4 protein-coding genes and 1 pseudogene are annotated in these 4,884 nt (G+C 66.7%); 2 read left to right on the top strand and 3 right to left on the bottom strand.

Going from position 1 to position 4,884, the window contains the following annotated elements:
* The 3 genes from RMO81_RS05835 to RMO81_RS05845 form a co-directional block, all read right to left on the bottom strand.
* Window positions 1-350, bottom strand: a 350-nt coding sequence (locus RMO81_RS05835; protein ID WP_310474832.1) for a metallophosphoesterase, incomplete at its 3' end; no start/stop codon positions are given.
* 32 nt (window positions 351-382) lie between these two features.
* On the bottom strand, window positions 383-2,806 hold the full coding sequence (locus tag RMO81_RS05840) for a ligase-associated DNA damage response DEXH box helicase (RefSeq protein ID WP_310474836.1): 2,424 nt from the start codon (window positions 2,804-2,806) through the stop codon (window positions 383-385).
* Window positions 2,807-2,835: 29 nt separating this feature from the next.
* The gene (locus RMO81_RS05845) at window positions 2,836-3,267 is read right to left on the bottom strand and encodes a DUF3617 domain-containing protein (RefSeq protein ID WP_310474833.1); all 432 of its coding nucleotides are present in this window, start codon (window positions 3,265-3,267) and stop codon (window positions 2,836-2,838) included.
* A 65-nt stretch (window positions 3,268-3,332) separates the two neighbouring features.
* Here RMO81_RS05845 and RMO81_RS05850 point away from each other — a divergent pair, with 65 nt between their 5' ends.
* Together RMO81_RS05850 and RMO81_RS05855 are read left to right on the top strand one after the other, a co-directional pair.
* Entirely contained in the window at window positions 3,333-4,337 is a 1,005-nt protein-coding gene (locus tag RMO81_RS05850; protein WP_310474834.1) for a ligase-associated DNA damage response exonuclease, read from the top strand.
* A 47-nt stretch (window positions 4,338-4,384) separates the two neighbouring features.
* Window positions 4,385-4,884: pseudogene (locus RMO81_RS05855) on the top strand (dihydroorotate dehydrogenase 2); the annotation flags it as partial.

The raw sequence follows: 4,884 nt of genomic DNA on the forward strand, positions 1-4,884 counted from the left end.
GCGGAATCTTCATCGTGATTGCCGGTGATCCACCACCAATCGAGGCTGCGCGTCATCGTCATCAGCGCGCGGCGGGTTTCGGGTTGCAGGCGATCGGGGCCGCCCTGATCGTGGAAACTGTCGCCCAGGCACACCAGCCGCTGCGCGCCGGTGGACTCAACCGCAGCGATCAGATTGGCAACGGTGTCGGCGGTGGCGTGCGGCGGCAGCAGCCAGCCTTTCGCAGCATAATGGCTGGCTTTTTCGAAATGCAGATCGGCCACGAACAATGTCTGCTCCGCCGGCCACCACAGCGCCCCGCAGGCCAGCGGCTGGAAAGCTTCACCAGCGAACGAAAAGGAAACAGACATGGATTTGCGATAGGGCCGGGCAGGCCGTGCGGTCAATCCACCCGCATCGCTTCGGCAATCAGCGCCTCGGCTTCCAGCAGCAGCGCCGAATCGGCACTGTCCCCCACCCGTTCGCGCCCGATGGTGAGCAGCGACGGCACCGCCAGCGGCGTCACGTGCGCGGCGCGAACATGGCTCAACCGTGCGTGCGCCTGTTCGAGCAGTTCGGCCAGCCGGGCCACATCCGTCAGCTTGCCGCGCGCATCGGTCCACGCCGCGGTGAGCAGCAGATGATCCGGTTCGTACCGGCGCAGCACATCATAGATCAGGTCTGATGACACGCTCATCGCCTTGCCGGTCTTGTGGACGCCGGGCTGCACCCGTTCGATCAGGCCGCCGATGATAGCCACTTCGCGGAACGCCCGGCGCAGGAATGGCGAGGCGGCGAGCCATTGCGCCAGCTCATCCTCCAGCACCGTGGGATCAAACAACGGCCGCGGATCATCGACCGGGTCGAGGCTCCAGCAGGCCATGGCGTAATCGGATGCGACAAAGCCCATGGGTTTCAGCCCGGCCCGTTCCATGCGCTGGGTGAGCAGCATGCCCAGCGTCTGGTGCGCCGGGTGGCCGGCAAAGCCATAGACGACCATGTACCAATGGTCGTCGCGCTGGAACGTTTCGACCAGCACATCATCCTGGCCCGGCAGCCGCGAAACGCGGGCCTGAATATCCAGCCATTCGCGCACATCAGCGGGCATGTCGGGCCAGCGCGCACGGTCGTTCATCAGGCCGCGCACGCGCAGCGCCAGCCGGGTCGTCATCGGCATGCGGCCGCCAGCATAAACCGGCACTTTCGGATTGCCGCGCCCCATCCGCACATGGACGTCGGCGCCTTCAAAGCCGGTCACTTCCAGCACCTGGCCGGCGAACATGAAGCTGTCTCCCACCCGCAATTGCCCGGCGAAATACTCCTCGACCTGGCCCAGCTTGCGGCCATGGCGGTTGGATTTGCCGCTGCCAAACACGACATTCATCGCGACCGCCTCGACGATGGTGCCGCTGTTCATCCGCCACTGCCGCGCCAGCGCCGCGCTGCGCAGCCGCATGCGGCCATCCGGCTGCGTCACCAGCCGCTGGTAACGCTCATAGGCTTTCAGCGCATAACCGCCGGTCGCGGCATAGCCGAGCACCGCATCAAAGGCAGCACGGGTGAGGCCGGCATAGGGCGCGGCGCTCTTTACCTCGTCATAAAGCTCGGCGGGAAAGAACGGCCCGGCCGCAGCGCAGCCAACAACATGCTGGGCCAGCACATCGAGCGCGCCGGGGCGAAAGCCATCGGGATCAAGTTCGCCGGCAAACACCGCGTCGCGCGCGGCCAGCGCCTCCAGATATTCGAAGCGGTTGCCCGGCACGATCAGGCAGCGGCTGGCTTCGTCCATACGGTGATTGGCGCGGCCGGTGCGTTGCAGCAGGCGCGATGCGCCCTTGGGGGCGCCCATCTGGATGACCAGATCGACATCCCCCCAATCGAGGCCGAGATCGAGGCTGGCTGTCGCCACGATGGCGCGCAGTTTGCCGGCGGCCATCGCGGCCTCCACCTTGCGCCGGGCTTCGGGTGCCAGGCTGCCGTGATGGATACCGACGGGCAGCGACTGGTCATTTTCCGCCCACAGATCGCGGAATACCAGTTCGGCCACGGCGCGGGTGTTGACGAAGACGATGGCGAGCCGGGCGCTTTCGATGCGGCGCATGACGGCACGGGCGGCCCAGCGGCCGTTGTGGCCACCCCACGGAATGCGATCGTCGATCACCAAGATATCGATGGCCGGATCAGCGCCGCCCTTGGCCACCACAATCTCCACCTGCGTGGAATCGGCATCGGGCGCCAGCCAGCCGGCCCAGCTTTCCGGATCGGCGATGGTGGCCGACAGGCCGACCCGTTGCAGGCCGGGGGCAAGCCGCTGCAACCGGGCAAGGCACAGCATCAACTGATCGCCGCGCTTGGTGGTGCCAAAGGCATGAACTTCATCGATGATGACGCGCTGCACCCCGGCCATCATCGCGGCGGCTTCGGGGCTGGAGAGCAGATTGGCCAGGCTTTCCGGGGTGGTGAGCAGGATGTGCGGCGGTTCTTCCTTTTGCCGGGCCTTGCGCGCGGCGGGCGTGTCGCCAGTGCGGGTTTCGACCCTGATTTCCAGGCCCATTTCGGCAACAGGGGTGAGCAGATTGCGCTGCACATCCACCGCCAGCGCCTTCAGCGGCGAGATATAGAGCGTGTGCAGGCCTTCGCCGGGATTGGTGGCGAGATCGCTGAGCGTTGGCAGAAACCCCGCCAGCGTTTTGCCGGCTCCGGTTGGCGCCGTCAGCAGCGCATGCCGGCCGCGCGCCGCCGCATCCAGCATCGCCAGCTGATGGCCACGCACCTGCCAGCCGCGCGCGGCAAACCAGTTGGATATGACGGGGGGCAGGTTCACCAGGCCCAAGTGCCGGGCGGTGGCGGCACCCGTCAACAGGGCCCGAGGCGCTTGCCCATCGTGCGCGATGAGGACTGCATCGCCCCGCCGCTCATTTTCGAGCGAATATCATAGGCAGTTGGGCTGTAGCTGCCGGAAATGGCAATGGTCTGGGTGCCGGCGCTGCCGGCCTTGCATTCCATCACCGCGGTGATGCGGCCGGCTGCGGCGGCAAAGCTGCGATAGCGGCAGGCGCCATTGGTCTTGCCAATCACGTCGCGCGGGCCGGCGGCGGCCTGCGCAGGGGTGATGCAATAAGTCGCGCTCATCGGTTTGCCGGCCATGCGCTTGGCCATGTCGGGCGGCACCCCCGGCATGGTCATGCTCTCCACCTTCGTCACCGTCTGCCACTTGCCCGGCGTCACCGGCGATTCGGCACTTGCCGCGCTCGCCAGACCCAGCATCAGAATCGCAGCCCTGCGCATTGCCCTTCTCCCACCTTGACGCCCCAGCTTTACACAGTAGCGCAGTGATGCAAGGCGTAGCCTGCATGACGGCCTCACCCGAATGGATTCTGCCCCAACCGCAGGGGCTCTACCTGCCCGGCATTGATGCCTGGGTTGACCCGTCACGCCCGCAAGCCCGCGCCATCATCACCCACGGCCACGCCGATCATGCCCGTGCTGGCCATGGCACGGTGCTGGCCACTGGCGAAACGCTGGCCATCATGCACCAGCGCTTTGGCCCGCAGCCGGGTGGGCAGGCTTTGGCCTATGGCGAGCGGCTGGCGCTGGGCGACGGCCTGTCGTTGATGTTGCTGCCGGCCGGCCATGTGCTGGGCTCGGCGCAGGTCGTGCTGGAAAAGGCTGGCACGCGCATCATCATTTCCGGCGATTACAAGCGCCGGCCTGATCCGACCTGCGCGCTTTTCGAACCGCTGACCTGCGACATCTTCATCACCGAAGCCACCTTTGGCCTGCCGGTGTTCCGCCACCCCGATACCGCCAGCGAAATCGCCAGGCTGCTGGCTGCACTGGCCGCCAATCCCGATCGCTGCGTGGCGGTGGGCGCCTATGCGCTGGGCAAGGCGCAGCGGGTGATCGCCGAACTGCGCCGCGCCGGCCATGATACGCCGATCTATCTGCACGGCGCGATGACCGCCCTGTGCGCGCTGTATGAAGCGCATGGCGTGGCGCTGGGTGATCTGCGTGCCGTTGGCACGTTGAAGGGCGATGCGCTGAAAGGCGCCATCATCATCGCACCGCCATCGGCCCTGCGCGATGTGTGGAGCCGCCGCCTGCCGGATCCGATCACCGCCATGGCATCCGGCTGGATGCGCGTGCGCCAGCGGGCGGTGCAGAGCGGCATCGAGCTGCCGCTGGTGATTTCCGACCACGCCGATTGGGACGAATTGACCGCCACCATCACCGAGCTGAACCCGGCCGAAGTGTGGGTGACGCACGGTCGCGAGGAGGCGCTGTTGCACTGGTGCGGCCTGCACCAGCGCCGGGCGCGGGCGCTGGATATGGTGGGGCGCGAGGAAGATGCCGAGTGAACGGGGGGGATTGAACCCGCTTCACCGCCCTGCCATGGCGATGATCGATGTTCGCTGTTCTCAAACCCCTGCTGTTCGCGCTCGATCCGGAGGCCGCGCACAATGTGACGCTGGCCGCGCTGAAGACCGGGCTGGTTCCGGCCGCGCCGGCTGATGATCCCATCCTGGCCACCAGCCTTGCCGGCCTTGCCCTGCCCAATCCGATTGGCCTTGCTGCCGGCTTCGACAAGGATGCCGAAGTGCCGGACGCGATGCTGCGCCTCGGGTTCGGCTTTGTCGAATGCGGCAGCGTCTGCCCGCGCCCGCAGCCGGGCAATGCCAAACCGCGGCTGTTCCGGCTGGTGGAGGATGAGGCGGTGATCAACCGCTTTGGCTTCAACTCCAAGGGCGTGGAATTCGCCCATGCCCGGCTGTCGGCCCGCCAAGGCAGGCCGGGCATCGTTGGCATCAACCTGGGGGCCAACAAGGACAGTGAAGACCGCACCGATGATTATGTGTCCGGTCTGCGCGCGCTGGCGTCGCTGGCGTCGTACGTCACGGTCAATAT

The sequence above is a fragment of the Sandarakinorhabdus sp. genome (assembly GCF_031422795.1).
Taxonomy (GTDB): Bacteria; Pseudomonadota; Alphaproteobacteria; order Sphingomonadales; family Sphingomonadaceae; genus Sandarakinorhabdus.

Excerpts from the sequence above, each read along its gene's own strand:
- RMO81_RS05845 (WP_310474833.1), bottom strand. The coding sequence starts at position 3,267 with ATGCGCAGGGCTGCGATTCTGATGCTGGGTCTGGCGAGCGCGGCAAGT.
- RMO81_RS05850 (WP_310474834.1), top strand. The coding sequence starts at position 3,333 with ATGACGGCCTCACCCGAATGGATTCTGCCCCAACCGCAGGGGCTCTAC.